Below are 23,564 nucleotides of genomic sequence, written 5' to 3'. Positions count from 1 at the left end.
GGAAGAAGACAGGGATTGATCAATCGAACTATGATTTTTCATGGACTCGCCCTCGCTGTCGTTGGCTGTTTAGACTGCCACCGTGGCGCATTGACGCCTCGGCTTGGGCGAGTCCATCCAATTACAACTCGTGCGACTCAGCCAAAGTTGTTTGACTGAATCGCATCAGGGAAAGCGTCCGGAGTTACTCCTAAGGCCGAGCCTTCAATCGTCGCCCTAACACATCCAGCACATCACACCCATCCCGCAACGGAATGGCACAGAGCAAAGCAAAATCACTAAGAATGAAGGACTGACACTCGATCGAACCGCGCATGGACAAGTTCTCCATCACTTGGGTGACGGCACGAATTCGGTAGCTGGCAGCGTCATACAAAACGTCCAGCGGCGCTTGAGTGTCGACGAACAGGGTTGGCATGTCGTCGCAATTGCTGGTGAGCGCCATGAAGCGGCTTTGGGGATGGGGGGTTGGTTTTTCGTAGGGTGGATCGGGGTTAAGTGCTTTCATCAATTTTAGTCCTAACGTATGGATTGACGCCGCCAGAAATCGCTTCCACGCAATGGGTGGCGGCTGTACGCAGGTGTGGAAGACCGAGACGTTAGGCACCCGGCGCACTCGAAAGCGCCCCGCGCACAGCCACCATAAAACACAGACGATAAAACACGCCGAACTGGTGGCGCTTGATGCGCCTAACGATAGAAGGGCTTCCACGCCCTGTCACTGAATTTGCAGTGACAGCTAAGAGACTATCGATGAGGCGCGTTGCGCACCAGTTCATGGAAACCGCTACAGGTTGAAGGAAACTTCCGATGACCTTGCCCAGAAATTTCGCGACCGTTACGAGACTTCTAAACAGCCGAATCAGTCTGTGGTGCTGGCAATCAATGCGCTAATAGTTCGACGCTTGGGATTCCAGATCGTGAGACACCCCCCCCCCCACCACTCCAAGCCTGCATCAAAATAATTGCTCCATGACTCGACACTTGCAATGGTGTCGTCATAACCATGCAGGCCTCTGTTGAGCCGCTCGACCCAATTCACCACTGAGACATCATCTATTTCGTTTAACCCAAGGAGTTCGCACCATCTGAGAAAAACCGACTGCGCCTCCGCCTCCCCATTTTTAAATTGAGCACGACACGGAGGATTTACAAAGCAGGCGTATAGCGCTAGCCGCTCAAAAATATTGGTTCTATCAGTGGAAGTCAGATGCCGCACCTCATCCCGACTGAGTGGAGTAGCTATGGCATTTTCTAAATCCCAACTAATCAGCGGTTCCGGATAATCCTCATACTTTGGATCTTTGACGAGATTTTCGTGCCACTCCATCGCCTCTGTCATCAGCAACTCATGAAGCGCTATCAGCGCATGTCGATGCATGCTTTCATCAATTTCAATCTCAGATTCCGGTGAAAGAACTACAAACTTGAATACGCATCCAGCGCTATCCATTCGTTCACGCAATGATGCAGTGCTTTCTTTCTCAACAACCTGCAGCAAAAGAACCAACTTCTAAAAAACATAAAACATCTGATCGAGGGCAAAAACGGGACGAATTTCCGACGGGGAGCAAAAGACCTAATCCGCACAGTTTAACTTTTCGCTTCAGCCTCAAACAAACTGAGATCTGTTTTTCTCCGACAGCTCCAATAAAACTCAAGCACGCAGCTAGTTTCATCATGCCTAAAATCCATAATTTGCTTGTATAACGATTGAATAGCAGGATCGGCGATATTTTTCATACTATCGATTACCAAACATGCTTCGTAAACACGTACCGCGACTTCTTCAACTTCCGACATGTAGTCTTTCAGAGACTTAATCCCAAGAAATCGAGAAAAATGAAACGGTAGGTCCCTGCCAGACCGAAACACATTGCATAGACTGAGAGCTAACAGATCAGCAAAGTATGATCGAGCTCTACAGTCCGGATTCGAAATCAACTCTAAAATTCCTGCATCTCCACACTCTCCTAAAATATTCATATCAACAGCATCAGGATCCTCCGCGTAGTCATCGTCAAACAACTCCGCGTCTGTCTCTCTACAAGTCCAGCGTTTGAAATCATCAAACGACCATCTTCCCTCAATAACTTCAGGCACAATTCATGCTCCATCGTTTTTCGACTGATATCATTTCAAACGGCCCAGCAGCACATTAAGTGAAAGTGAACAGATTTATTTATTCTATGTCCGTAAACCCCGTAACTTCCGTCAGAAAGAAACGTCTATTCGATCTACCTTAACTTTTACGAATCGCCCGTTCAGATGAGGATAGTCGTAGTGAATGTCCTGATCCGAAAAATCCACAAAAGATCGAAACACACCCCCATCCAAATACCCATAAAGCGCGCATGAAAATCCGTCATCTTTCATTTCTATCAGTGTAGTGATTGGCTCCTCTGCAGCAGCAACTACATCAGTATCGGCAAGCACCAAATCGAATTCCACTTCATAGGTTTCTCCCACTTCAATTTTTGATAGGCAGTAGCTTGCGAAGCATTTAACTTCCAAGCCCTTAACGAGCAACAAGACCTCTTCTTCAACCACTGGACCTACTGCCAGCACTACGGCTTCATATCTCTTAGTCATTCGCTGGCCTCACTACCTTGTCAAAAACGGACAAGTTCATCTACACTATTATTTATCATCGCCCTCAGACTTATAACGCTGCAAACAGTTAAGAAGAACCATCATAAACCCTCTCTGATCCTTAACATCTTCATCAAAATAAGTGTCAATTTTTGAAAAAACCCCATCGAAATTGTCACCACAACCTAAAAAATACTCCAAAGTATCCATAAGTAATTGCCGCTCTTTTTGACTATAGATAAAAAACTCCGGACGCAGCAACAGATCAAATAGCTCAGCGAGCTCATTCTCATCATTCACGTCCTTCGAAACTATAATTTCTTCCCTTTTCAAGTCACGTGTATTTTCTATATCAAAGACGAAAAGCAAACTACGTATATCCCAAATATCGTAAGAATTTTTCATTAGTCAAAATCCGTAAAAGCTGTTAAAGGCTGACCCGCTGAATTCAAGTAAACTATTGCTCTGGTTTGTTCACCGTACTGCAAGCCGTCTCTCTTAAATCCCTCTCCTACTTTTTTACCCATTTCAATTGGACGCTTGGAAGCATTCAAACCATTCTGTTTAAAAATCAACTGTGCGCGCTGTATCGCATTCATCTGATCGCGATGGCTGAGAAAGTGTGTCGCCGCAGAGGGTATTACGGGCTCGCCCCTTCGCCTTCCTCTCTCGTACCTATCTATTTCGCCGGTCCCAGGGTTCCTGCCTTCTTGCACTCGCTGAAGCTGGGACTGCAGAGTGGTTTGAGCACCATGTTTCTGTAGAAAGTGGGCCTCATCAATTGAATCTTCCATTTCTTTCAATCGCCTATGAACAACCGCCTCCGCCAATTCATCAATCCGCGCCCTACGCTGATCACCCGTCAGCTTCGGCAGCGCCGGCTCACCTTCATCAACCCTAGCGCCAGTCGTATCATCCGGCGCCCCACACCCAGGCTTATTCGGCGGCGGGCAATTCCCGCTCAGCCCCAACGGATCAACCCACCCCGTCGGATTCGGCGTGTACTGGTACTGATTCAGCCCACCCGTCAACTTGATCGGATCGGGCGTCAGGTACCGGCCAACCTCCGGATCATAGTACCGATGCCGGTTGTAATGCAGGCCGCTCTCGGCGTCGAAGTACTGCCCTTGAAACCGCAACGGTTGCTCGAGCTGCTCTCCCCCACCGAATGCAAGGCGAGTGACTTTCCCGTAGGCGTTGTACTTCGCCGACCAGACGATTTCGCCGCTGTAATCCGTCAGTTCCTGCGGCGTACCGAGGTGATCGAGTTGGTAGTAGAACGGGCACGCCTTGCGCGGGCCTTTGCCATCGAGCATGGCCAATGGGCGGAAAGTGCCCGGTTCGTAGACGTAGCTGCGGTAGTGCTCGCAGCTGCTTTCGGCGATGAGGTTGTCGCCTTTCCAGAAGAACTCGGTGGTGTGGCCGTCGACGGTTTTGCTGATGCGGCGGCCGAAGGCGTCGTAGCGGTAACTTGAGCAACGACCGTCAGGGGTTGTGACGCCGACCAACCGGTGTTGGCAGTCATACCGATACTCGGTGACGAGTTTTTGCGCGGTGCCGCGACGTTCGCGGATCAGGTTGCCGAAGGCGTCGTAGTCGTAATGGCGGTCGCCCTGCATGAGCAGACGGTTGCCTTTGACGGTCGCGGCGCCGGGACGATCCTGCATCAGCAGGTTGCCCGCTGGGTCGTGGGCGAAGCTTTCCGGTGGGTCGTCGCGGGTGTGGCGGACGCGGGTCAGGCGGTTGAGCGGGTCGTATTGGTAATTGCGTTGGCCGTGACGGGTGTCGGCGATGCTGTCGAGATTGCCGTTGGCGCTGTAGGCATAGTCGCGGCGATACAGCGTTTGGTGCTGTTGGCTGACAGCGTGGGCCTTCAATCGGCCCTGATCGTCGTAGGCATATTCGCTGAGCAGTTGCCCCTGCTGGCGTTGCTGTTCGCGACCGAAGGCGAATTGGTGACTGGTAAGCCGCGCACCGTTGAGGTCGATGGCCGTCAGCGCACCGCCCTTGGCGTGGTGGTAGTCGAGTTTGCTGCCGTCCGGCAGGCGCAGGCGATTGAGCTGGCCGCAGGCGTCGTAGCCATAGCGCAAGGTTCCCCAGCCTTGGTGCTCGGTGATCAGGCGGTCTTGCTGGTCGTATTCGAACTCCAGCGGGTGATCGTGACCGTCGTCGACGCTGACCAACCGGCCGAGGCTGTCGTAGCGATATTCGACCTTGATGCCGTCGGGCAGGGTTTTGACCAGTAGGCGTCCGGCCGAATCCCGCTGATAACCCGTCACCAGTTGCGAGCCATCGTCGCCGAATTCGGTTTTCCCCAGCAACTGGCCGTTGAGGTCGTAGGCGTACGCCGTGCGTTGGCCGTCGAATCCGGTTTCCTGTCGGATCAAGCCGTTGGGCGTGTAGTCCAGGAGATATTTTTCACCGGATTCGTTTTCGATTTCCGTGAGCAACAGCTGCGCGTTGTCGTAGCGGTACTTCAGCTGGGTGCCGTCGGGATTGAGGCGGCGGCTGACCAGGTGCAGATCGTCGACGTATTCGTAGCGGGTGACGCGACCCAGTTCATCGCGTTCGGCGGTGATCTTGCCGTAGGCGTTGTAGCTGAACGCGCGGCTGGCGCCTGTAGGAAGCGTCGTCTGGATCAGTCGGCCGACGGCATCCCATTGGTACTGGGTAACGGCGCCGTGTTCGTCCTGACGGGTAATCTGCCGCCCCAGCGCGTCGTAGGAAAACCGCCGCACACCACCATCCGGCAGCGTTTCCTCAACCAACTGCCCCAAGCCATTCCAGGCAAAGACATGCCGACTGGTGTCCGGGTAACGGATCGACAGCAGCAGCCCTTTTTCGTCGTAGTGATAGTGGCTGACATGGCCGTCGGGGTCGGTCGCTTCGGTGATGTCACCGTGCGTATTGCGCTGATATTTCCACACGGCTTTGCCGCGGTACCGCGCATGCAGGAAACCGTTTCGATACTCGTAGGCAGTCGGTTCGTCTTCCGGTGGAATCAGCGCGATCAGCCGTCCGACCTCGTCGTAACGGTATTCGGTGACGGCGCCGAGCGGGTCTTGCTCGGCAATCAGCCGACCGTTGTCGTCGTAAGCCTTGAGGTGTTCGCCGCCGTCCAGCTCGACCTTGCGCACCAAGCGAGCCCGATCGTCGTGGACGTAAACTTCTTCGCTGCCGTCGATGTTGTGAACGGTGACGCTGCCCTCGTCATCCCAGACATAGCGCGCATCCATCTGCGAAAACGACGCCCAGTGGCGGATGCATCGCGCAGCCTTGCCGGACCTTTCCCACTCCCAGAAGAAACTCGCCCCACCAGTCAGTTGCCGCTGCAGGATGACGTGCTGATCGTCGTAGTCGTAGCGCTCGCTTTCGCCGGCGGCATTGGTTGCTTCGATCAGTTGATCGCGTTCGTCGTAGCCGTAACTGACCAGTGTCTGCTCGGTGTGCCAAGCCTCGTCGAGGGTCTGGGCCGGGACAAAAACCTGATAGTCGACGGCGACCAAATGGCTGCGGTCATAGCGCAATCGCAAGGCACGGCCGGCGCCGTTGTCGAGGCGCTGGATGCGGTCCTGACGGTCGCGGGTGATGCGCAGGCGGTTGTCGTAAGCGTCGCTGATCGTTGTCAGTCGGCCGTTTTGAAAGTGATAGAAGCGCGTGTCGTCACCGGCCTGGGCGAGGATCAGTTCTTCTGGTTGATCTCCGAGATAAATCGCCGCCCGCGACAGGCTGTTGTGTATCGCCGGGCGCTCGGTACTCGGTAGCGGAAAGGTGGTACGACGGTTTTCGTGGTCGATCCAGATGACGCTGTCACCGTCGATTTCCAGTCGATGGGAGAGCGAATGGCTCCAGCCGAAACCGAGGCCGCAATCGATCTCGGCGGCGCTGGTGCGATAGAGCCGGCTGAAGTCGAACGGCAGGATGCCGTCCAGCGAGCCGTCGGTGAGGGTCAGCAGTTCTTCGCCGGTGACCATCGACACCGGGCATTTATTGGTCGCAGTTTTATCGACGGAATCGGCGCTGTCGCCGTTGGGGTTTTTCGCCTGATCCGGAACGTTGTCGTGGTGTTCGTTTTGCTTGAGCGTGGTATTGCGCTTGGCATCCCAGCGCAGCTGCATCCGGCCTTTTTTCATACCGGCCGCGATGCCCCTCGCGGCGACTTTTTTGTAGCGGTCGACGTAGCTGATGAAGCTGTTGATGATCGTGAAAATCGCTTTGACGAGGCGCAGAACAGCGCTGAGTAATTGCGCAGCTCGATTCGCCAGCCGCATCGTCAAATAGGCGATACCGGCCCCTGCTGCAGCGAACGTCAGAACGATGCCAATCAGGATGTCGATCAACAGCTGCACCACCACCGTCGACACGGCTTCGGCAGTTTTACCGGCGATCTCGCCGGGCGGCAGCATGTCCAACCAGAGGCTGGCGGTGCGTAACAGCAGGCACAGCGCCGCTTCGTCACTGGCCAGCAGTTGGGCTTTTTCCATGACATCGGGGGCGGTTTCCGCGAGGTTCTTCAGCTCTGCGGCGCTCTCGCCCAACCGCTCACCAAACTTCCCGGGATCCTTGAGGATGTCCGAAAGCAGTCCGATGCCGTCCCACACGCCCTCGATTGCCGCCCAACTTCCCGCGAGCAATCCATTGCCTACAGCAACCGAAGAAGATTCCGACCACTTCGGCTTAAACGACTTCCATTCATCACGCAGCCACTTCTCAAGTTCCTTCGTCAGGCCGTTGTAGGAAGAGAAAAGATCTTCAACGTGCTGCGGTGTGACTTCGTTGTGGACATGAATGCGGTAGAACTTGCCCTCGTCCCCCTTGAACGTCCCTTTGCCATTTTCATCAAGCGTGACAAGCGTCGTCTCTCCGCTCTCAAGCGCAATCACATCTACCTGAATATTCCCCACGGGGATGTCATAAACCGATTCAAACTTGCTCTCTATCTCTAGCTTTCCACCCTTTGGGCATTGCACCACGGAGGAGAGAAAATCGTCGTCGCCACTGCTCACCGCTGTGCTGGTGCTGCCGAATCGAATGATCCGTTCCATGCCCATCAACGAAGGCAAATCAGCCGCGTGACTGGCCTTGTCCGCCGCCCGACTGAACCAGTGCTTCAACTGTTCGCGATAAAGAGAAAGGGTGCTTGGGAAACTGTCGAGCTCCTGCTCGATACGCACAATCTGATCCATCAGTTCAGCTCCGCCATCAGGTAATCCACCAAGGCTGTTTTGGGTGCTTGAGGCAGGTCCGGTGTTTCAAGAAAGATCGCGATCTTGTGGCGCAAAACGCTGTCGGAAAACGCCTCAAAAAGATCAGGGCGCTCCTCGCTAAGCCACTTGAGCAGGTTGCTGATTCGGGTAGTTGCGAATTCGGCACCGAGATGTTTGAGCAGCGATTCGGAGACTTTCCACCACGGAAAAACCTGGGAGCTGTTCAGCGCTTGGCCACCGATTTCGACCGATTGGCCATTGATCAAACAGCGCTCGATTACCGGCATTAACTGCGTAGCGTTAACCTCGGCTGATCGAAGAATCGGTAGCAAAAAACGCCCGTCCCAGAAGCGGAAAAACACCGCATTGCCGTTGGGCAAAAGAACTTGAGTGAGGCTGCGCAAGTGCTCGACCAGCACGTTTTGAGAGACGGAAGCCACCGCCAGCCAACCCCAATCACGAGACTCGGTTGTGGCGACCCACTCCAGAAACTCACTGCCCGCAGCGACGATTCCGACATAGGGCATCACCGGTTCCCACTCGGCGTAAGCGGTGTCGGCCCAGATCGGACTGGGTGCTTGAGCCGTGATCGAACGCTGCCACGCTTTAAACGGTTCAGCGCCGCTCGCATTGCTGAAAACCGCGAACAACTGCTCGGAAGGTTTGAGCGGTTGGCGATCCAGCCAGTCGTGGGGTGACAAGACATCAGGCTGCACAGACACCCTCCTTGCAGCGCTCACATTCCTCACAGAACGGCGCGTCGCTTTTCAGGCTCAGAATCTGTGCGGCACTCAGCAGCGCCGCCGGGGCAGCGACAAGTTTCAACGGTGTATCCGGCAAGACCGGCGCAGCTGCCATGGCCGACATCAACGCGCCCCCCACCTGAATCGGTACGCTACTGAAAATCCCGCCCGGCCCAATGTTGATCCACTGCCCGCCCGCCTGAATCGTCGCGCTGGCCCCGCCGTCGATCACCACTTGCTGGCCGGCGCTGACATGGAATTGCTGACTGGCATTCAGCGCCTGATTGGTCACCCGAATGTGCCGGTCGCCGATCACCACCAAGTGATCGTCCTGCTTCACTTCAGTCTGGCGTTGACCGTGGGTTATGCGTTGCTCGTCGGCCTTCAGCTCATGGCGAGCGGTGCCGGTGACGACGATGCTGCGGGCGTTATCGACCTGCACCTGTTGATCATTCAGTACGTGCTGAGTCCAGTTTCGCTGGGCGCGCAGGTAGATTTCCTCGGCGCCTTTGCGATCTTCGATGCGCAATTCGTTGTAACCGCCGCCACCGGGACTGCTCTGGCTGCGGAAAATGCTGCGGGTTTTGTCGGCGGGCAGATCGAGCGGCGCTGGTGTTGCTGCGTTTGGCAGGCAACCCATCACCAGCGGTTTGTCGGCATCGGCGTCGATGAAGCCCACCAGCACTTCCATGCCGACTCGCGGAATCAACACGCTGCCATAACGGTCGTGGGCCCAGCCGGTGGCGACGCGCAGCCAGCAACTGGCGTGTTCATCGAGCTGACCGTCACGGTCCCAGGCCAGCTGAACCTTGACCCGACCGAACTCGTCGCAGTGGATTTCGCTGTCGGCCGGGCCGGTGACCACGGCGGGCTGATAGCCGAGCATGCGTGGTTTTTCCGGCCCGAGCGGTGGACGAAACGAAACGTCCCACGGCGTCGCCAGAAAGGTATTGCGATAGCCCTGGAAATCATCCGGGCCGTCGCTGGTAACTGACTCTTCCAGCACTTGCGGCTGTCGGCCACGGTGCTCGATTTCGGTGATCAACCACAGGTCATTCCATGCCTGACGCGGATGCTCGGCCAGGTGTAGGAAGTGGCCACTGACCAACGCCGATTCGTCGCCACGACCTTCGGCCTGACGGAAGTCGGCGTTGTGGCGTTCGAGTGCTCGTTGGGCCAGATGCCTGCCGTGTTCGCGATCGGTGAATTGACCAGGAAAGTGGTAATCCTCGAGCACCGGTGGCATCTCACTGTCGAGGCGGCTTTCAAGTTGCAGGCGAGGTTTCTGGAAGTCGTAGTCGCGACGGGTTACGGCTGTCGTCCGGGTTTCCAGTCGCACGTTGAAACGCTTGATGGCCGGCGCATCCGCCGCCATTCCGCTGCCTGGCAGGTAGAGCGTCGGCTCGGGCAGACGAGGAAAAACCGTCTGATCATCACCAAATACCAACAGGTGCCCGTCGATGCTGTGCTGAAAGTGGTAGTGAATGCCGATCTCGGCACACAGCCGCTGGATGAACGCCAGATCGCTTTCGGCGTATTGCACGCAGTACTCACGAGGGGAGTAGTCGCTGCCGAGCCGAAACTCGAAAGCATCGCGCTGGATGCCGTGGTCCTTGAGGATTTGCGCGACGATCGTCGGCACGCTTTTGTGCTGGAAAATCCGCTGATTGATGCGCTGGCCGAGGTAGGCCAGACGCGGCACGAGACTGATTTGGTAACCCGTCAGGCGTTGTCCGGAATCGCTTTGGCCGACGCGAAAAATCTGGCCATGAATGCCGGAACCCTGCGCATCAAAACTCAGGAACGCCTGACGATGCAGGAGGCTTTCGAGTTCGATGTCGGGCCGTTCGCTGACCAGTTCCAGGTCAAAACGGTAGGGCTGGCTGATGGCTTCCTTGCCCATGAACTCAAGCACCTTGAGTTCATTCTGGACGCCGTCGATCGTCAGCGTGAAACGCGGTTGATTGGCAGGAGCGAACATCCGATGTGTCTCTACAGAATGAAGGCGGGCGATTCTGCATGAGCGACAAGGGGCGTTGATGGAGGGACAGGTAAATCAGATTTGCCCTACTTTTTTAGAGATTTTTCTTTCACAAGTCAGGATAGAAAACTACAGACATACCCGTCAGATGGGTCGTACAAACAAAAAAACGGCCCGCCTCCAAAAGGAAGCGGGCCGTTTTCATGTTCGGCGAAAGGTCAGAGTCTCAGCTCGTCCCCATCACTTGTTCAGGCGGAAATCAGCCTCGGCAGCGGCGAAGCGCTGAAGCATGCCGTGAGTCGGCGTGCCCAGTTTGCTGACGATGTAGATGGCCAGGCTGGCGAAGATGAAACCAGGAATGATTTCGTACAGGCCCAGCAGCTCGAAGTGTTTCCAGACGATTACGGTGATCGCGCCAACCAGAATGCCGGCCAGTGCGCCGTTGCGAGTCATGTCTTTCCAGATCACGGAGATCAGGACAACCGGGCCGAACGCAGCACCGAAACCAGCCCAAGCATAGCTGACCAGACCCAGTACACGGTTTTCCGGGTTAGCAGCCAGAGCGATAGCGATCAAAGCAACCAGCAGCACCATGGCACGGCCGACCCAGACCAACTCGACCTGGGAAGCGGTTTTACGCAGGAAGGTTTTGTAGAAGTCTTCGGTCAGGGCGCTCGAGCACACCAGCAACTGGCAGCTCAGGGTGCTCATCACGGCAGCCAGAATGGCCGACAGCAGGACACCGGCAACCCATGGGTTGAACAGGATTTTGGCCAGTTCGATGAATACGCGCTCCGGGTTTTCAGTCACAGGTGCGGCCAGTTCAGGGTGCGCCGCGAAGTAAGCAATACCGAAGAAACCTACCGCTACGGTGCCGCACAGGCACAGGATCATCCAGGTCATGGAGATGCGACGTGCTTTGGCAATCGATTTGACCGAATCCGCCGCCATGAAGCGCGCCAGGATGTGCGGCTGGCCGAAGTAGCCCAGGCCCCAGCCCATCAGCGAAATGATGCCAATGAAGGTGGTGTTTTTCAGCATGTCGAAGTTGCTGGCGTCCTGTGCTTCGATCGCCAGGAACGTGGTGTCGACGCCGCCGGTAGCCAGCAGCACGATGATCGGGGTCAGCAAGAGGGCGAAGATCATCAGCGTGGCTTGTACGGTGTCAGTCCAGCTCACCGCCAGGAAACCACCAACGAAGGTGTAGGCAATCGTCGCCGCAGCACCGGCCCACAGCGCTGTCTCGTAGGACATGCCAAAGGTGCTTTCGAACAGACGGGCGCCGGCCACGATGCCGGAGGCGCAGTAGATGGTGAAGAACACCAGGATCACGACGGCAGAGATGATCCGCAGCAGGCCGCTTTTGTCTTCAAAACGGCTGGAAAAGTAATCCGGCAGGGTCAGCGCATCGCCGTTGTGCTCGGTCTGTACACGCAGACGGCCGGCGACAAACAGCCAGTTCAGGTAAGCACCGATGATCAGACCGATGGCGATCCAGCTTTCGGAGAGACCGGACATGTAGATTGCGCCCGGCAGACCCATCAACAACCAGCCGCTCATGTCGGAGGCGCCGGCGGACAATGCAGTCACGACGCTGCCCAGGCTGCGACCGCCCAGAATGTAGTCAGAAAGGTTGTTGGTGGAGCGATAGGCCATGAAGCCGATCAGCACCATTGCTGCGATGTAGATCACGAACGTGATCAGTGTTGGATTGCTTACGCTCATTAAGTGATGCCCTGGCTTTGTTTTTATGTAGCGGCAGAGTGTGAAATCGCCGACAAACGGCAACGTTTGTTCAGACGATTTCGGGGCCCGCGCATTTATGACTGATGTTTCCCCAGGAAAGCCATCAGCCGGTGCACCTGTCTTTTTTGACCGGTTGCACCTTGGGCGCGAATGCTATTCAACAAAGTAAATAAGGTGCAACCAGTTTCGCGAGAATAAGTTGCACCTAGTCGGATTTATCTGAAAAAAGCCTGTTTTTGCTCCCTTTTAGCGCAGTCCTGGCGGTTTACTAGAAGCAAAAGCACCAATTAGGAGCGGTAGGTTCGTACCGGAATTTAATTCCTGACGAGCTGCGCATTATTCCGACAAAAAAGGGTTGCACCCGGTTGCACCTCGACGGTTGCACGGCTAATCTTGCCGCCAGCTGATGCCACGCGGTCGTGGCAAACATGAGGATAAAAATATGGCTACCACCACCCTTGGGGTCAAACTTGACGACCCGACCCGCGAGCGCCTCAAGGCTGCCGCGACCTCGATTGATCGCACGCCGCACTGGCTGATCAAGCAGGCAATTTTCAATTACCTGGAAAAACTCGAGGGTGGTGCAACCCTGACCGAGCTGAGCGGTTTGACCAAGGATTCCGACGACGTCGTCGATGCGCCTCTGGATCATGCCCACCAGTGCTTCCTCGAGTTTGCCGAAAGCATCCTGCCGCAATCGGTGCTGCGCGCTTCGATCACCGCCGCTTACCGTCGCCCCGAGCCGGAAGTAGTGCCGATGCTGATCGAGCAGGCTCGCCTGCCTGCCGCGATGGCCGAAGCCACCAACAAGCTCGCCTCTTCGATTGCCGACAAGCTGCGCAATCAGAAAAGCGCCGGCGGCCGTGCCGGGATTGTTCAGGGCCTGTTGCAGGAATTTTCCCTGTCGTCCCAGGAAGGTGTAGCGCTGATGTGCCTCGCCGAAGCGCTGCTGCGCATCCCGGACAAAGGCACTCGTGATGCGCTGATCCGCGACAAGATCAGCACCGGCAACTGGCACCCGCACTTGGGCAACAGCCCGTCGCTGTTCGTCAACGCCGCGACTTGGGGCTTGTTGCTGACCGGCAAACTGGTCGCCACCCACAACGAAGCCGGCCTGACTTCGTCCTTGAGCCGCATCATCGGCAAGAGCGGCGAGCCGATGATCCGCAAGGGCGTCGACATGGCCATGCGCCTGATGGGCGAGCAGTTCGTGACCGGCGAAACCATCGCCGAAGCCCTGGCCAACGCCAGCAAGTTCGAAGCCAAAGGCTTCCGCTATTCCTACGACATGCTGGGTGAAGCCGCACTCACCGAGCACGACGCCCAGAAGTACCTGGCCTCGTACGAACAAGCCATCCACTCCATCGGCAAAGCGTCCCATGGTCGTGGGATTTATGAAGGCCCGGGCATTTCCATCAAGCTCTCGGCCCTGCACCCGCGTTACAGCCGCGCCCAGTACGAGCGCGTGATGGACGAGTTGTACCCGCGCCTGCTGTCGCTGACGCTGCTGGCCAAGCAATACGACATCGGCCTGAACATCGACGCCGAAGAAGCCGACCGCCTCGAGCTGTCGCTGGATCTGCTGGAGCGCCTGTGCTTCGAGCCGCAACTGACCGGCTGGAACGGCATCGGTTTCGTGATCCAGGCTTATCAAAAGCGTTGCCCGTACGTAATCGACTACGTGATCGACCTGGCTCGTCGCAGCCGTCATCGCCTGATGATCCGCCTGGTAAAGGGCGCGTACTGGGACAGCGAAATCAAACGCGCCCAGGTCGAAGGCCTGGAAGGCTATCCGGTCTACACCCGCAAGGTGTACACCGACGTTTCCTACATCGCCTGCGCCCGCAAATTGCTGTCGGTGCCGGAAGTCATCTACCCGCAGTTCGCTACGCACAACGCCCACACCTTGTCGGCCATTTACCACATTGCCGGTCAGAACTATTACCCCGGCCAGTACGAGTTCCAGTGCCTGCACGGCATGGGCGAACCGTTGTACGAACAGGTTGTAGGCAAAGTTTCCGAAGGCAAGTTGAACCGTCCGTGCCGCGTGTACGCACCGGTCGGTACTCACGAAACACTGCTGGCGTACCTGGTACGTCGTCTGCTGGAAAACGGTGCGAACACTTCGTTCGTCAACCAGATCGCCGATCAATCCATTTCGATTCAAGCGTTGGTCGCCGATCCTGTGGCCAGCATCGAGAAAATGGCGACGGCGGAAGGCGGTTTCGGCCTGCCGCACCCGCGTATCCCGCTGCCGCGTGATCTTTATGGTGCCGAGCGCGCCAACTCCAGCGGCATCGACATGGCCAACGAACATCGTCTGGCTTCGCTGTCCTGTGCTTTGCTGGCAACCGCTCATAACCACTGGAAAGCCGCGCCGATGCTCGGTTGCGCGTCCAGCACTGAAACGCCTGCGCCGGTTTTGAACCCGTCCGATCAGCGTGACGTGGTTGGTCATGTGCAGGAATCGACTGTCGAAGACGTCGATAACGCGATCCAGTGCGCCCTGAACGCTGCACCGATCTGGCAGGCCACACCGCCCGCCGAACGCGCCGCGATCCTGGAACGTGCCGCCGATTTGATGGAAGGCGAGATCCAGCCGCTGATGGGCCTGTTGGCTCGCGAAGCCGGCAAGACCTTCGCCAACGCCATCGCCGAAGTGCGTGAAGCCGTGGACTTCCTGCGTTATTACGCGGTGCAGGCCCGCAACGATTTCACCAACGATGCCCACCGCCCATTGGGCCCGGTGGTCTGCATCAGCCCGTGGAACTTCCCGCTGGCGATCTTCAGTGGTCAAGTCGCTGCCGCATTGGCCGCCGGCAACCCTGTACTGGCCAAACCTGCGGAACAAACCCCGCTGGTAGCCGCTCAAGCCGTGCGCTTGCTGCTCGAAGCCGGGATTCCGGAAGGCGTGCTGCAACTGCTGCCGGGCCGTGGCGAAACCGTTGGCGCGCGTCTGGTCGGTGACGATCGGGTCAAAGGCGTGATGTTCACCGGCTCCACCGAAGTCGCTCGCTTGCTGCAACGCAACGTCGCGGGTCGTCTGGATGCTCAAGGTCGCCCGATTCCGCTGATCGCCGAAACCGGTGGCCAGAACGCGATGATCGTCGACTCCTCGGCCCTGACCGAACAGGTTGTCATCGACGTGGTGTCTTCAGCCTTCGACAGCGCCGGTCAACGTTGCTCGGCGCTGCGGGTGCTGTGCTTGCAGGAAGATTCCGCTGATCGTGTCATCGAAATGCTCAAGGGCGCCATGGCTGAATGCCGTCTCGGCAACCCTGAGCGCCTGTCCGTGGACATCGGCCCGGTGATCGACGCCGAAGCCAAAGCGGGTATCGAGAAGCACATCCAGGCCATGCGCGACAAAGGTCGCAGCGTGTACCAGGTGGCAATCGCCAACACCGAAGAAGTCAAACGCGGCACCTTCGTGATGCCGACGTTGATCGAACTGGAAAGCTTCGACGAGCTGCAACGGGAGATCTTCGGCCCGGTGCTGCACGTGGTTCGCTACAAGCGCAAAGACATCGATCAGCTGATCGGCCAGATCAACGCTTCCGGCTACGGCCTGACCCTGGGCGTGCACACCCGCATCGACGAGACCATCGCCAAGGTGATCGACAACGTCAACGCCGGTAACGTCTACGTGAACCGCAACATCGTGGGCGCAGTGGTCGGCGTGCAGCCGTTCGGTGGTGAAGGTCTGTCGGGTACCGGCCCGAAAGCCGGTGGTCCGTTGTATCTGTACCGTCTGCTGTCGACTCGTCCTACCGATGCGATCGAACAATCCTTCGCTCGCGGTGATGCCATCGCGGCACCGGACGTTCGTCTGCGTGACGCCATGAGCAAACCGCTGAAGGCTCTGCAAGTCTGGGCTGACAGCAACAAGTTTGCCGACCTGAGCACCCTGTGTGTGCAGTTCGCGGCGCAATCGCAAAGCGGCATCACCCGTGTGCTGGCGGGCCCGACCGGCGAGCGCAACAGCTACGCCATCCTGCCGCGCGAACACGTGCTGTGCCTGGCGGAAGTCGAAGGTGATCTGCTGACGCAACTGACAGCGGTATTGGCCGTCGGCGGTTCGGCGGTGTGGCCGGAAGCTGACTTGACCAAGGCGTTGTTCGCACGTCTGCCGAAGGAAGTTCAAGCGAAGATCAAGCTGGTTTCCGACTGGAACAAGGACGAAGTGGTATTTGATGCGGTTCTGCATCACGGCCATTCCGATCAGCTGCGTGCGGTCTGCCAGCAAGTGGCCAAGCGTGCCGGGGCGATTGTCGGGGTTCATGGGTTGTCCCAGGGCGAGACCGACATTGCGCTGGAGCGTCTGGTGATCGAGCGGGCGTTGAGCGTTAACACTGCGGCGGCGGGTGGTAATGCCAGCTTGATGACTATCGGCTAAACCGCAACAAGACCGGGCGCCCGCTATGGACGCCTGGAATGCAAAACCCCTTGTGGGAGCGGGCTTGCTCGCGAAGGCGGTCGATCATTCAACATTGATGTTGAATGTAATGGCCTCTTCGCGAGCAAGCCCGCTCCCACATTTGATTAGCGGTGCCCGGACTCCACCATCACGCTCATCAATCATCCTGTTCACCCCTCCCTCCCCACGCCTAGACTCGGTCCATTCCAAAAAAAGGTAGGCCGCCATGTCCGAGACGTTGCTCAGTTCCCGCAATCTGGCTTTCGAGCTGTATGAAGTCCTCGATGCCGAAGGCCTGACCCAGCGTGAGCGTTTCGCCGAGCACAACCGCGAGACCTTCGACGCCGCCATTGGCACCGCCCGCAACATCGCCGAAAAGTTCTTCGCCCCGCACAATCGCAAGGGCGACGAGAACGAACCCCGCTATGAGGACGGTCAGGCGATTCTGATTCCGGAAGTGAAACCAGCGGTGGATGCCTTCCTCGAAGCCGGTTTCCTCAACGCCGCACGCAGCTTCGACGCGGGCGGGATGCAACTTCCTACGCTGTTGTCCCAGGCCTGTTTTGCGCATTTCCAATCAGCCAACGCGGCGTCGACCTCTTATCCGTTCCTGACCATGGGCGCGGCGAATCTGATAGAAAGTTTCGGCACCGAGGAGCAGAAACAGCGCTTCCTGCAACCGATGATCGACGGACGCTTCTTCGGCACCATGGCGCTGACCGAACCGCATGCCGGCTCGTCGCTATCGGATATTCGTACCCGCGCAGAGCCTGCGTCTGACGGCACGTATCGACTCAAGGGCAACAAGATCTTTATTTCTGGCGGTGATCACCCGCTGTCGGAAAACATCGTGCACATGGTGCTGGCCAAGCTGCCGGATGCACCGGCGGGTGTGAAAGGGATTTCGCTGTTCATCGTGCCCAAGTTTCTGGTCAACGATGACGGCAGTCTGGGCAAGCGCAACGATGTGTTGCTGGCCGGGCTGTTCCACAAGATGGGCTGGCGCGGCACCACCTCTACCGCGCTGAACTTCGGCGACAACGGCGAGTGTGTCGGCTATCTGGTGGGCAAGCCTCATCATGGCTTGAGCTACATGTTCCAGATGATGAACGAGGCGCGTATCGGCGTCGGCATGGGCGCGGTGATGCTCGGTTACGCCGGTTATCTGTATTCCCTGGAGTACGCCCGCGAGCGTCCGCAGGGTCGCGTGCCGGACAGCAAGGATCCGAATACCGCACCGGTAGCAATCATTCAGCACGCCGACGTCAAACGCATGTTGCTGACTCAGAAAGCCTACGTCGAAGGCTCGTTCGACCTTGGGTTGTACGCGGCGCGACTGTTTGACGACACCACGACGCTTGAGACTGAAGCCGAGCGCAAACAGGCCCATGAGCTGCTGGATTTGCTGACACCGATCGTCAAATCCTGGCCGTCGGAGTTTTGCCTGAAGGCCAACGAACTGGCGATCCAGATACTTGGCGGCCACGGCTACACCCGCGAATACCCGGTGGAGCAGTATTACCGCGACAACCGCCTGAACCCGATCCACGAAGGGACTCACGGCATTCAATCGCTGGACTTGCTGGGCCGCAAACTGGCGCAGAACGGTGGTGCGGGACTCAAGCAATTGATCCGCCTGATTGCCGATACCGCCGAGCGCGCTCAAGCGTATGAGTCTTTAACCGCGCTGCGTGAGCCGCTGGAGAAATTGGTGGCGCGTCTGCAAGTGGTGACCGTTGGCCTGCTGACGGATTTGGGGCAAGGCAAGGTTAATAGCAGCCTGGCGAACTCAGCGCTGTACCTGAAAGTGTTCGGGCACACGGTGATTGGCTGGCGCTGGCTGGAGCAGGCAATTCGCGCTGAGGAAGGGCTGGCCAAAGGGAATGTGGCGGATGTGAGCTTCTATAAAGGCAAGCTGCAGGCGGCACGGTATTTTCTGACGTGGGAAGTGCCGGGTTGCCACCATGAATTGGCGATTCTTGAGGCTCGGGATGATGTGTGCCTTGGGATGCAGGATGAGTGGTTCTAACCAGAGCCCTTTTGTGCTGCTGAAATCCCTTCGCGAGCAAGCCCGCTCCCACAGTTGACCGCGTTGCCTGATGCATCGCGGATCAAATGTGGGAGCGGGCTTGCTCGCGAAGGGGCCCGCACTGACCACACATCAACTCAGCTTGAAACTGCCCATCTGCCGCGCCAAATCATCCGCCAACCGCTGCAACGTCTGACAGTCTTCACGGCAAGCCCTGACCTCCCCGGCGGTGGCGCGGGCCAGATCAGAAATCCCCTGCACGTTCCGGTTAATCTCTTCCGTCACCGCCGACTGCTCTTCCGTCGCTGCCGCCACCTGATGGTTCATGTCGCTGATGCGCTCGACCTGTCCGGTAATCGCCGTCAACGACGCCCCGGTGCGCTGGCTCGACTCAACCCCCGTGCCCGTCGCCGCTTGCCCGGAATGCATCGACGACACCGCGTTCTCCGCGCCTTGCTTGAGGCTGCCAATCATCTGCTGAATCTCATCAGTCGACGACTGCGTCCGCCGCGCCAACGTCCGCACCTCATCCGCCACCACTGCAAACCCACGGCCCATGTCCCCGGCCCGCGCCGCTTCGATGGCCGCGTTGAGCGCGAGCAAATTGGTCTGCTCGGAAATCCCGCGAATCACTGCCAGCACCTGATCGATGGATGCCACCTGATGGGCCAACTCGCCCACCGCACTGGCAGCGAGGCCGATTTCATCGGACATGCTTTCAATATGCCGGATCGACCCGCCCACCACTTCCCGCGCCTGCATCGCCTCATCCCGGGCGGTTTGCGAAGCCACGGCTGCGTTACCCGCGTTCTGGGCGATTTCCTGCACGGTCAGGCCCATTTCGTGGACGGCAGTGGCGACCATGTCGGTCATTTCCTGCTGCCGGCCGGAGCGTTCGGCGGTGTTGTCCACCACCCGCGCCACCTGGCCGACTGCCGTACGTAAACGCTCGCTGGTGGTCAGCACTTCACCGATCATGTCGCGCTGACTTTCTAGGAATCGATTGAAGCCACGCGCCAGGTCGCCCAGTTCATCGGCGCGACTGGAATCTAACCTGTGGGTCAAATCTCCCCCACCGCTACCGATGGCTACCAGCGCTGCTGTTACCTGACGGATCGGCCGCACCAATCCACGGGCCAGCAACACCACCAGCAACAGGCACACCAGCGCCACCGCCAGGCCGATGCCGCTGCTCATCCACATGGCGCGACGGGCTTCAGCGTAGATTTGCGACTGTGGCACTTCGGCCACCAGCGTCCAGCCCAGATCACGCAACGGCAGGCTCAACGCCAGATAATCTTCGCCGTCGCGGACAAAGCTACTGTTGGTGGCAACTTTTTGACCCATCACCGCTTGTGCGGCAGTTGCACCAATTTGTTCGGCCAACGTGCGTTTGCCGCTGAATTGCGCCTCGGGATGAACCTGGATCAAACCGTCGGAACGCACGAGATAGACCTTGCCGCGCTCGCCGAAGTTGAAATTGTGGATCAGCTCCGACAGCTCTTTCATGCTCAGGCCAAGCCCGGCAACGCCCACGACTTTGCCGGCCTGCTCGACCTTGAGGTCGATGAACAGCGCCAACTCTCCGGTCGCGGTGTCATTGTCGATATTGAGGGTTCGCGGCTGATTGCCGTCGAGGAACGAGTAGAACCAGGCGTCTTTGGAGTTGGAGCGGCTGAGGGTCCGGTCCAGGCCTTTTTCGGTGAAGTAGTGGTTTGAAGCTGTGCCGACGATCAGCGCGGTAAAGGCTTTGTGCTCGGCGCGGATGCCTTCCAGATAGGTGACGAAGGTGTTGGTCTGGGCACTGTTTTCGCCCCCGGCCAGCCAGTCGCGCACCATGCTATTGCTGGCGATGTCCTTGGCGGCGGTGAGGGGCTGAACGAGGATTCGCTCGATGTCGTTGCGCATCGCTTCGATGCTCGACGGTAGCGCTTGTTCGACCAGATAGCGCTCGGCGAGACGGTTGACCACGAGGGTATAAATGCCAACCACGATTAGAATACTGACCAGCAGGGCGGTGCCCATGCTCAGGATCAACTGCCATTGAATACTGCGTCGCCAGAACTGCATGGAGCACCCCCAAAGAATAAGAGGCTGAAACACTGCAACAGCCGTGCCGATTGTATACAACGCAAACGACAATTTATTCTTTGGTTGTGCGCAAAGCCGATCAGGCCTGATTGATCGTCTTGGAGATCACTTCAACCGTGGCGCTGACTTGCTCTTGGTAACGGTCGAGTTCCTGCTTATGCTGTTTCTGCATTTCGATCTGCTGGGAGCACAGATTCATTGCCGCCAGCACCAACAAGCGGTCACCGATCAGTGTCGGGTACTTCTTTTTGGTGTCAGCCAGGGCAGCCTTCAGCATTAACGCGGCGTCCAGCAGGGTTTGTTCTTCCCCGGCCGGCGCCTTGATCGAATAGTCCTCCCCCAGGATCGAGACGACTTTTACCCCTGCGGCGCCGTGATTCATGCGCTGACTGGGCCGGCGCTGACGCGCTCAACCAGAGCCTGGATGCGTGCAGCGGTGGCACCTTGTTTCTCTTCCTGTTCCATCAGGCTCAGTTGCAGGCTCTCGTTTTCATCCTTGGCCTGGGCCAGTTCTGCGCTCAGGGTTTGGTTAGTGCCGAGCAGGGTCTGGTTCTGTTGCACCAAGTCGCTGACCAGCTGTTCCAATTGGCTTAGGGATGCTTCCAACATTTTGATTTTCCAAGCATTTTCAAAGGGCGCGTACGATAAAGAAAAGTCACCACGGATGCCAGGGTTATTGGGGCGCAAGGCCTTGATTTTCCTGGCGGGCGACCTTCCTCGCGAACTTTAAAGACTGTGATTGGTGGATCTGGTTCCTGCACTTCGTCGCCGGAGCCTTTGTGCGACAAAAACGCGCAGGGCCTCAAGACTTTAGTCGTATGACCGATAAGTCACCCATACGTCAGTCTCAGCGCCGCACGGATGCGCTCTTCTCGGTAAACACCATGTCCCTTCGTAATATGAATATCGCGCCACGGGCGTTCCTCGGTTTTGCCCTGATTGGCGCCATGCTGCTGATCCTGGGGGTGTTCGCCTTGAACCAGATGAGCAAGATTCGCGGCGCCGCCGAGGAGATTACCTCGAACAGCGTGCCGAGCATCAAAAGCCTCGACGAGTTCACGCAACTCACCCTGCGCCTGCGCGTCTTGTCTTATCGCCTGTTGGTGAACCGCGAGCCGGAAGTCCAGCAGAAAACCCTGGACCTGCTGGAAACCCGTAATCAGCAAATCCGAACGGCTCAGACGGTCTACGAAAAACTGATCGCCAGCCCGCAGGAGCGTGCGGCCTATGATCAGTACGTGCAGCTGTTGGGGCAATACCGTCAGATCGAAGACCGGATGAAAACCCTGTCGCGCAACAATCAGGTGGATGAGTTGCGCACCCTGCTCAACACCGATCTGCTGACCAACTCCGAAGCAGTCAATGCCGTGTTGAACCGCCTTCTGGAGATCAACACTCAGCAGACCCTCGACACCAATCAGCAAGCTGCCGACCAGTACGCCTCGGCCTTCAACCTGGTGGTGACCCTATTGGTGATCGCGACCGGCCTGACCCTGCTTTTCGCCTGGTTGCTGACCAACAGCATCACCAAGCCAATCGCCAATGCCCTGAGCGCTGCCGAAGAAATTGCCGAAGGCAACCTGACTCGCCCGATCACCGTAGACGGTGAGGATGAGGCCGGCCGATTGCTGCTGGCCATGTCGAAGATGCAGGACAAGCTGCGCGACACCCTGCAACGGATTTCCGGTTCCGCCACGCAACTGGCGTCGGCCGCTGAAGAGCTCAACAGTGTCACTGACGAAAGCGCCCGTGGCCTGACCCAGCAGAACAATGAAATCGAACAGGCCGCCACCGCGGTCAACGAAATGACCAGCGCCGTGGAAGAAGTCGCGCGCAATGCCGTCAGCACGTCCGAAGCCTCGAAAAATGCCACCACCTCCGCCGGTGATGGTCGTGACCTGGTGCAGGAAACCGTGAGCGCCATCGAACGCATGAGCGCCGATGTGCAGAGCACCGCGACCCTGATTGGCGATCTGGCCAATGAGTCCCGTGACATCGGCAAAGTGCTGGACGTGATTCGCGGCCTGGCTGACCAGACCAACTTGCTGGCATTGAACGCAGCCATCGAAGCAGCCCGTGCCGGTGAGGCCGGTCGTGGTTTTGCCGTAGTAGCAGATGAGGTCCGTGCCCTGGCGCATCGCACCCAGCAGTCGACCAGCGAAATCGAACGCATGATCGGCAGCATCCAGAGCGGTACCGAACACGCGGTGGATTCGATGCGCAACAGCACCGAGCGTGCTGAATCGACCTTGAACATCGCCCGTGGTGCGGGCATGTCGCTGGACACTATTAATAGCGCGATCGTCGAAATCAACGAACGCAACCTGGTGATCGCCAGCGCCGCCGAAGAGCAGGCACAGGTGGCCCGCGAAGTGGATCGCAACCTGGTGAACATTCGTGATCTGTCGGTGCAGTCGGCGACCGGGGCTAACCAGACCAGTGCCGCGAGCAATGAGCTGTCGCGATTGGCGCTGGACCTGAACAACATGGTTGGGCGGTTTAGCCTTTAACGATCACCGCCCCCTGTCAGAACGCACCGGGCCCTTCTAGCAGCTGGCGCAGCCTGCGTTCGGCTGCGTAGCAGTCGTGATCCGGCGTACCGGATCTGCCTGACATACCGCGAACCATGACTTGACGACTGCTGCGCAGCCGAACGCAGGCTGCGCCAGCTGCTATGTATGGACTCGCCCCCACTGTCTACCCGCTTTTGAAAAACCGCCGCCCCGTTGCATCTATGTATCAGGCCTATTCGAAGAAGCCG

At 57.7% G+C, this 23,564-nt stretch carries 15 protein-coding genes and 2 pseudogenes; 4 read left to right on the top strand and 13 right to left on the bottom strand.

Annotation, left to right across the window (positions count from 1 at the left end; translation table 11 throughout):
• Positions 1 to 190: 190 nt before the first annotated feature.
• From FQ187_RS28055 to putP, 9 genes are all read right to left on the bottom strand, one after another.
• Positions 191 to 508 (bottom strand): hypothetical protein, encoded by a 318-nt coding sequence (locus FQ187_RS28055; protein ID WP_149631967.1) that lies wholly within the window; start codon positions 506 to 508, stop codon positions 191 to 193.
• Positions 509 to 862: 354 nt separating this feature from the next.
• Positions 863 to 1,501 carry a hypothetical protein gene (locus tag FQ187_RS28050; protein WP_256667471.1) on the bottom strand — a complete coding sequence of 213 codons (639 nt, stop codon included), beginning with the start codon at positions 1,499 to 1,501 and terminating at the stop codon, positions 863 to 865.
• 92 nt (positions 1,502 to 1,593) lie between these two features.
• Complete coding sequence (locus tag FQ187_RS28045; protein WP_149631966.1) at positions 1,594 to 2,103, bottom strand: hypothetical protein; 510 nt, start codon at positions 2,101 to 2,103, stop codon at positions 1,594 to 1,596.
• Positions 2,104 to 2,214: 111 nt separating this feature from the next.
• Positions 2,215 to 2,592 carry a hypothetical protein gene (locus FQ187_RS28040; protein ID WP_149631965.1) on the bottom strand — a complete coding sequence of 126 codons (378 nt, stop codon included), beginning with the start codon at positions 2,590 to 2,592 and terminating at the stop codon, positions 2,215 to 2,217.
• A gap of 48 nt (positions 2,593 to 2,640) precedes the next feature.
• Positions 2,641 to 2,997 (bottom strand): hypothetical protein, encoded by a 357-nt coding sequence (locus tag FQ187_RS28035; RefSeq protein WP_149631964.1) that lies wholly within the window; start codon positions 2,995 to 2,997, stop codon positions 2,641 to 2,643.
• Positions 2,997 to 7,778 carry an RHS repeat-associated core domain-containing protein gene (locus FQ187_RS28030; protein WP_149631963.1) on the bottom strand — a complete coding sequence of 1,594 codons (4,782 nt, stop codon included), beginning with the start codon at positions 7,776 to 7,778 and terminating at the stop codon, positions 2,997 to 2,999. Before FQ187_RS28030 ends, FQ187_RS28035 begins: the two co-directional genes overlap by 1 nt.
• Positions 7,778 to 8,515 carry a DUF4123 domain-containing protein gene (locus tag FQ187_RS28025; RefSeq protein ID WP_149631962.1) on the bottom strand — a complete coding sequence of 246 codons (738 nt, stop codon included), beginning with the start codon at positions 8,513 to 8,515 and terminating at the stop codon, positions 7,778 to 7,780. Before FQ187_RS28025 ends, FQ187_RS28030 begins: the two co-directional genes overlap by 1 nt.
• On the bottom strand, positions 8,505 to 10,523 hold the full coding sequence (locus FQ187_RS28020; RefSeq protein ID WP_149631961.1) for a type VI secretion system tip protein VgrG: 2,019 nt from the start codon (positions 10,521 to 10,523) through the stop codon (positions 8,505 to 8,507). Before FQ187_RS28020 ends, FQ187_RS28025 begins: the two co-directional genes overlap by 11 nt.
• A gap of 240 nt (positions 10,524 to 10,763) precedes the next feature.
• Positions 10,764 to 12,248 (bottom strand): sodium/proline symporter PutP, encoded by a 1,485-nt coding sequence (gene putP / locus FQ187_RS28015; protein WP_149631960.1) that lies wholly within the window; start codon positions 12,246 to 12,248, stop codon positions 10,764 to 10,766.
• A gap of 463 nt (positions 12,249 to 12,711) precedes the next feature.
• Between putP and putA the strand changes: the two genes are divergently transcribed.
• Complete coding sequence (gene putA / locus FQ187_RS28010; protein WP_149631959.1) at positions 12,712 to 16,662, top strand: trifunctional transcriptional regulator/proline dehydrogenase/L-glutamate gamma-semialdehyde dehydrogenase; 3,951 nt, start codon at positions 12,712 to 12,714, stop codon at positions 16,660 to 16,662.
• A gap of 247 nt (positions 16,663 to 16,909) precedes the next feature.
• Entirely contained in the window at positions 16,910 to 18,712 is a 1,803-nt protein-coding gene (locus FQ187_RS28000; RefSeq protein WP_149631957.1) for an acyl-CoA dehydrogenase, read from the top strand.
• Between the two features lie 132 nt (positions 18,713 to 18,844).
• Here the strand turns inward: FQ187_RS28000 and FQ187_RS31080 are convergent, their stop codons facing one another.
• From FQ187_RS31080 to FQ187_RS27985, 4 genes and pseudogenes are all read right to left on the bottom strand, one after another.
• Complete coding sequence (locus FQ187_RS31080; protein WP_371925561.1) at positions 18,845 to 19,576, bottom strand: methyl-accepting chemotaxis protein; 732 nt, start codon at positions 19,574 to 19,576, stop codon at positions 18,845 to 18,847.
• A 135-nt stretch (positions 19,577 to 19,711) separates the two neighbouring features.
• Positions 19,712 to 20,737: pseudogene (locus FQ187_RS31075) on the bottom strand (cache domain-containing protein); the annotation flags it as partial.
• A 145-nt stretch (positions 20,738 to 20,882) separates the two neighbouring features.
• A complete protein-coding gene (locus FQ187_RS27990) occupies positions 20,883 to 21,185 on the bottom strand; it encodes a cell division protein ZapA (RefSeq protein WP_129439108.1) in 303 nt (100 codons plus the stop codon).
• Entirely contained in the window at positions 21,182 to 21,412 is a 231-nt protein-coding gene (locus FQ187_RS27985) for a hypothetical protein (RefSeq protein WP_008149645.1), read from the bottom strand. Before FQ187_RS27985 ends, FQ187_RS27990 begins: the two co-directional genes overlap by 4 nt.
• Before the next feature lie 209 nt (positions 21,413 to 21,621).
• On the opposite strand from FQ187_RS27985, the pseudogene FQ187_RS31070 reads away from it, so the two are divergent.
• Positions 21,622 to 22,458, top strand: a pseudogene (locus FQ187_RS31070) (MCP four helix bundle domain-containing protein); the annotation flags it as partial.
• Positions 22,441 to 23,313 carry a methyl-accepting chemotaxis protein gene (locus tag FQ187_RS31065; protein ID WP_371925560.1) on the top strand — a complete coding sequence of 291 codons (873 nt, stop codon included), beginning with the start codon at positions 22,441 to 22,443 and terminating at the stop codon, positions 23,311 to 23,313. The pseudogene FQ187_RS31070 and the gene FQ187_RS31065, both read left to right, overlap by 18 nt.
• Positions 23,314 to 23,564 lie beyond the last annotated feature (251 nt).

It is taken from the genome of Pseudomonas sp. ANT_J28 (genome assembly GCF_008370005.1).
In the GTDB taxonomy this organism is placed as follows: Bacteria; Pseudomonadota; Gammaproteobacteria; order Pseudomonadales; family Pseudomonadaceae; genus Aquipseudomonas; species Aquipseudomonas frigoris.
Note: the sequence above shows the minus strand (reverse complement) of the source record. Positions and strands in the feature narration are given on the sequence as shown.

Excerpts from the sequence above, each read along its gene's own strand:
- FQ187_RS28030 (WP_149631963.1), bottom strand. The coding sequence starts at position 7,778 with ATGGATCAGATTGTGCGTATCGAGCAGGAGCTCGACAGTTTCCCAAGC.
- FQ187_RS31080 (WP_371925561.1), bottom strand. The coding sequence starts at position 19,576 with ATGGTCGCCACTGCCGTCCACGAAATGGGCCTGACCGTGCAGGAAATC.
- putP (WP_149631960.1), bottom strand. The coding sequence starts at position 12,248 with ATGAGCGTAAGCAATCCAACACTGATCACGTTCGTGATCTACATCGCA.
- FQ187_RS28000 (WP_149631957.1), top strand. The coding sequence starts at position 16,910 with ATGTCCGAGACGTTGCTCAGTTCCCGCAATCTGGCTTTCGAGCTGTAT.
- FQ187_RS27985 (WP_008149645.1), bottom strand. The coding sequence starts at position 21,412 with ATGTTGGAAGCATCCCTAAGCCAATTGGAACAGCTGGTCAGCGACTTG.
- FQ187_RS28035 (WP_149631964.1), bottom strand. The coding sequence starts at position 2,997 with ATGAAAAATTCTTACGATATTTGGGATATACGTAGTTTGCTTTTCGTC.
- putA (WP_149631959.1), top strand. The coding sequence starts at position 12,712 with ATGGCTACCACCACCCTTGGGGTCAAACTTGACGACCCGACCCGCGAG.
- FQ187_RS27990 (WP_129439108.1), bottom strand. The coding sequence starts at position 21,185 with ATGAATCACGGCGCCGCAGGGGTAAAAGTCGTCTCGATCCTGGGGGAG.
- FQ187_RS28020 (WP_149631961.1), bottom strand. The coding sequence starts at position 10,523 with ATGTTCGCTCCTGCCAATCAACCGCGTTTCACGCTGACGATCGACGGC.
- FQ187_RS31065 (WP_371925560.1), top strand. The coding sequence starts at position 22,441 with ATGTCGAAGATGCAGGACAAGCTGCGCGACACCCTGCAACGGATTTCC.
- FQ187_RS28055 (WP_149631967.1), bottom strand. The coding sequence starts at position 508 with ATGAAAGCACTTAACCCCGATCCACCCTACGAAAAACCAACCCCCCAT.
- FQ187_RS28040 (WP_149631965.1), bottom strand. The coding sequence starts at position 2,592 with ATGACTAAGAGATATGAAGCCGTAGTGCTGGCAGTAGGTCCAGTGGTT.